The sequence below is a fragment of the Pedobacter sp. 01N416 genome (assembly GCF_056399685.1).
On the sequence record NZ_JBFTRT010000320.1, the window covers coordinates 1 to 5,610 of the forward strand.

At 37.4% G+C, this 5,610-nt stretch carries 2 protein-coding genes; both read right to left on the reverse strand.

Going from position 1 to position 5,610, the window contains the following annotated elements:
* Positions 1 to 300 precede the first annotated feature (300 nt).
* Positions 301 to 1,635: a RagB/SusD family nutrient uptake outer membrane protein gene (locus AC1DND_RS17320; protein WP_477583486.1), complete on the reverse strand. Its 1,335-nt coding sequence runs from the start codon at positions 1,633 to 1,635 to the stop codon at positions 301 to 303.
* Between the two features lie 5 nt (positions 1,636 to 1,640).
* Entirely contained in the window at positions 1,641 to 5,324 is a 3,684-nt protein-coding gene (locus AC1DND_RS17325; RefSeq protein ID WP_477583488.1) for a SusC/RagA family TonB-linked outer membrane protein, read from the reverse strand.
* Positions 5,325 to 5,610: the final 286 nt, after the last annotated feature.

The window sequence follows — 5,610 nt, forward strand, 5'->3', positions numbered from 1 at the left end:
ACCTTAGTTCGATTAATTTTTACCCGTTGTGATCAATTTTTAGTCTCTTTTTCCTAACGCGATCGTCATGCTGAACTTGTTTCAGCATCTTTCCTGCTAGATAGACCCTGAAATAAATTCAGGGTGACGACGGTGAGTCGAAAATATCTACAGAAGATCTTTAAAGACATGTTATTAATCGAGTTCAGGTTATTAAGTTAATTATCGATTAAAATAATGTTATAAGTGGTTAATAGCCCAGTAGTGGAGAATTTAGCTTTTCGAAGTAAATTTCGTTCTGGATCGATGGTAAAGTTTACATTAATGGTTTAATTGCATGTTAGGATTAAATAATTTGACACGAGTAGGGATTTCAAAAGTATAATTAGGGCTTTTCGGTGCTAATGTTCCTTCTACTGCTAATGTCTTTGTATTAATCCTTTTCACCTCTGGCATTCTGCCTTCCTGATCCAAACGCTTCATATCAAACCAGCGAAGACCACTATAAGCTCCTTCTCTTCTTCGTTCTGCCAGTACTTTAACTAAAGCTTCTTCGCCTGTGGCCGCACTTTGATCAACATAAGCCGCAGTTTTAACCCTATTTTTACGTAACAAGTTCACAATGGCCATGGCTTCATTAAATTGGCCTTGCCTTGCCAACAATTCAGCTTTAGTTAAGTACATTTCTGGGAAGGTTATACCGAAATTATATTCTCCTGGTAGCGGTGCCCGTACCAAACCATCATTGTTTATTATGGTTAAGAACTGGTAACGAAGATCGTTGTTGTCAAAATAATTTTTTAAGTCGGTAGAGTAGAGCATAAAACTAGGAGAGCCGCTAACTGATGCGCGTTGCCAAAGTACTTCAGAACTTAATTCGGAAATGGGAAGAGCAGTAGGTATGGGGGGGTAAGAATTATAATTTAACAAGGTGTGTGGCGCAGTTAAGGCTAAATCGTTATACTTTTTAGCATTGGCAAAATCTGCCATATACAAATAAATCCTGGTTAATAAGCCATAGGCTACATATTTGGTTACCCGATACCGGTTTACATTACTGTTGGGTAAAGCCGGAATTGCCATAGTTACATCGCCTATAATCTGATCTAATGTAGCTTTGAGTGATGATCTGGCAGGAGCCTTATCATTTACATTGGTACTGGTTACCAAGGGAAGGCCGGGATCTGTGCCTGCCGTTGCAGGATTATAGGCTTTGGCAAATACTGTTAATAGTTCGAGATAACAATTGGCCCTGATTACTAATGCTTCACCTGTAATGCTTTGTTTCTGTACATCGGTACCTTCGGTAGCAGTTGGTATTCCATTGATAATCACATTCGCAGAATAGATACAACGGTAAGATGGTCCCCAAACATCGGGACTGACCAGTTCATTCTCCGTTAAAATTGGTCTCCAGAAATAACCATTGGCAGCTGGTGAGGTAGTGGTTGCTGTAAATGAATTTAAATTATCGTCAGTAAAATCGAGTAGATTTATTGAAAATGTTTTGGTTAGCGAAGGAGAATTTAAGATTGCTTCGTAATCTGTAACTTTTTCTGGTAAGATGATTCCTTTAGGTTTTACATCAAGAAATTTTTTGYATGAAGAACATGCCAGCACGGTAAGAATTAACAATATGATATGTTTATGTTTCATGGTTTCTAAAAGTTGGTAGATAAAGTTAAACTGTATAAAGGTTGAATTTCCAGCTTGCGGACACCTGAAGTTCGATCGATTGCATCTGGATCGATATCGTTTCCACTAAAGGTGTAGCGGAAAGGATTTTGCGCCTGAAAGCGTAGTTGGGTGTTTCTTAATCCTGCTTTTTCCAAGAATTGGGCTTTAGCACGGTAAGTAACCACTACATCCCTTAGGCGAATATAATCGGCCTTGCGCACAAACTCAGAGGCATATTGATAACCATAAAGTGCACTAATCTGATAGTAGCCTGGAGCCGAAGGCGAAGAGCCAGTATATCCAGGAATACGAGTCGTGGTTTCATCGCCTGGCGTTTTCCAGAAATTAGCGGCACCTTGTAATGGAGTAGGACTCAAGAATCCAATATTATTAGGATTTGGCTGTTCCACCCGCATTACATGTCCACCATAATACATCAATAAAAACGAGATATCGAAAGCACCCAAGCTAAATTGATTATTCAAGCCCAATACATATTTCGGTGTTGTTGTACCACTATAAATCAGGTCATTTTTGGTTACATCGATTACGCCAGCACCCATATCTGAATAGGTCATTACTTTTTGGTTGCCAAATCTATCTAACACATAAGGCTGTCCATTACTGTTTAAACCTCCATAATTATAGCTGTACAATGCACCTATTGGAAGACCTTTAACAGGCGTGGCTGAACTCGTAATCTGCTGTGAGGTAGTAAATTCGGTAGCTTTAACTTCCAATACCTTATTTTGGTTAAATGAAGCGGTTAATTGTGTTCTCCACTCAAATTTGTGCTGTCTTATATTAATGCTGTTTACTAAAATCTCTAGCCCTTTGTTCTCAATTGCTGCTGTATTTGCATTATACTGGTTAAAACCTGTTGTAGGATCTGAGCCATATTGTCCGAATACATCTTTGGTTTGTTTAATATAATAGTCTACAGACCCCGAAATCTTGCTCTTTAAAAAACTATAGTCCAAACCAAAATTATAGTTCTGTGTGGTTTCCCATCTCAATGATTGATTTTCCGGGCTGAGCACATCATTATAAGTTAATGGTGTACTTAAAGCTGTATTTAATCTAGATTCGAGAATTAAAAATTTACCATTGTTACTTGATGGCACGTTTCCGTTAAAGCCCGTCGCAGCCCTTAATTGTAATTGGTCTATCCAGGTTTGCTTCTTAATAAATTCTTCTTGTCCCAAGCGCCAATTTAAACCAGCAGACCATAATGGTTTATTTCTATATTTTGGGTCTACACCAAACAGATTTGATTTATCAAACCTTAAACTGCCTGTAGCTACATATTTTGCCTTATAGATATAAGTTGCCTGGCCATAGTAAGACATGAATCTTCTATCATTAGAAGTTTCGTTAAAATACTGTGTGCTACTAAACGCTGATCCAATACCAACGCTATTTATTGGAAAGGCTGGTCTGGCTGTAGCATTTAAAGCACCCATATTAATGGGTTTTACAATCAGCGATTGCCCATCGTAGCCAAAAAATGAGGTCAAGTATCCTTCACCTACGGTCTTTTTTTGTTCTGCACCCATTATTCCAGACAAGTTATGATCAGTACCAAATGCATGACTGAAGTTTAATTGCCCCCGTAGGGTATAATTGGTAATTTTTTGAGTATTTCGCCTTAAAATATCCCCTTTAGGCATATTGGTGAAAAGTGCTTTTCCTGTAGCAGGATCTCTTAAGGCCATCGAATTGATTAAACTTTTAGCTAGAAATGCATCTTCGGTCTGTAATTGATCAAACCTCACATTCTGGTTTTCATAATTCCCTCCCAAATCAAGATTAAGCCAATTGGTGATCTTGCTATTTAGTCTACCTTGAAACTTGATTAAAGAATTTTTTTGTGTGTTCTCATTGCTAGTCAGTTCCTGATAGGGATAATAAAACTGGTTGTATAACCCGGCAGCTTGTAAGGCATTATTAGTAGCTGTAGTAACAGAAGAAGTAAGATAGTCCTTTCTTGGCCCTAAAGATACAGGCAACGGATTTCCATTATCGTCGGCATAACGCTCGTAAGGGAAAATATCGCCGTAAATAGGTGTATTTGCAGTAGTGTTAATTATATTAGTGTAAGTTCCTCTAAAGTCAAAATTGAATCGAGAAGAAAACTGAAAGGTGTTCGCCAGGTTCAAGTTAAACTGTTTATTTTGTGAGCCTTTATTTACTGGTGTTTCTCCAATATAGTTCAAGCCCATCATATACGTATTACTCGGACTGCCACCACTTACATCAAAATTTACATTCTTTGCCTGTCTTTGTTGATAGAACAAACGTTGGTACTCATTTAGGTTGTCGTAAGAGCCTAATGTAGCCAACTGCTGATCTACCTGAGCCTGAGTTAATGCTGGAGTAACCACACCCATTCTTGGTCCCTTAAAAAGAATTTCTTGTGCAGGATTCATTTTATAGATACCCAAATCATACAACATAGTGTTAGGCTTAGCGATATAAAAATTATCACGTTGTAACTGCACAAATTCACTTGAAGAAATATAGTTCATGTAACTAAAATCTGGCTTATCTTGAATAGCTAGTGAGCTGTTGATCGTAAATACGGGTTTACCTAACTTACCTCGTCTTGTTTCTACAACAATTACCCCATTTGATGCTCTAACCCCATAAATAGAAGCTGCAGCCGCATCACGCAAAACAGTAACAGAAGTAATGTCGTTTGGGTTAATTGTTCTCAGGTCTACTTCTGTAGGGAAACCATCGAGTACAATTAATGGTTGCTTTACGGCATCAAAAGTAGAAACACCGCGGATGGCGAGTTCTCCGGTTTGCCCGTTATAAACCAGACCTGGAATCTTTCCTTCTAAGCTCTCCAAAAAATTTCCTGTTATCGCTGTGCGCTGCTGATACTCCTTTTCATTAATACTAGATGCCGCTCCTGTTAATTGATCCTTTTTGATCTTTTGATAACCCGTATTGATAGAAACATTAACTTCTTCAAGTTTACTCGTGCTTCGCACCATTCTTATTGATCCCAAATTAGCGCTAGCTTTAACTTCTTTCAATTCATAACCTACATAGGAAATCTCTAGCATTGCATTTTCACCAACTTTAGAAAAATTGAATTCTCCTTTATAATTTGTAATCACAATGCGTGAAGTTCCTTTAATTTTAACGGAAGCACCCACTAGCACTTCTCCGTTTTCGCCCAATACTTTTCCACTGATATCGATTTCTATAAATCGCTCTACAAGCCGCTCAAAAAAAGGTTTTTCCTTTTGTTCAATAAATATGGTTTTGTCGTTTACCGTATATTCAAGCTCCGTTCCATTAATAATCTGATTAATTACATTATTAACTGGTGTATTATTAAACGCTACATCTATTTTTTTTGAAACATCTAGCTTTTTGCTCCTCAGTAAAACATCGTATCCGGTTTGTTTACGGATTTCAAAAAACACTTTTGCAATGGTGATATTCTTCTCTTTGAGCGTTAAATTTTGCCCAAAAGTTGATGCACTAACCTGCATAAGTGTAATGATTAGCAAGAAGGCAGTTAATTTAGCTCGCATGATCCATTTTCGTTTATCAATCTCACTCATCCGCTGAAAAAGCGAATCCTTACTTAATAGTATTTTAAACATGTAGCCATAGGGCTTCCATAAAAAATTAGTATAATTTTTATACATTTGACATTAGTCTGTTATGGCGTTGTGTCGATTTTTAGAAGGATTGAGCACTTCACCAGGTTTAAGAAATTTGTTTAATCAATATTTCTGAATGCAGCTAGAAAGGGCTTCGACCACGAATCGAGGCTCTTTTTTGCATCAAATCACCATACCCTTCAAGGTCCTTGTTTCTGATTTTTCATGTATTTTGGTTGTTTAGGTTTATCARTAGATTTTGCCTTTGTTTATAAGATTCAAACCGTTAGTTGTTAATCACTTTGAAAGGTTTTGTTAAACTGTTGATTAG

Coding starts and splice junctions, on each gene's coding strand:
- AC1DND_RS17325 (WP_477583488.1), bottom strand. CDS start 5,324: ATGTATAAAAATTATACTAATTTTTTATGGAAGCCCTATGGCTACATG.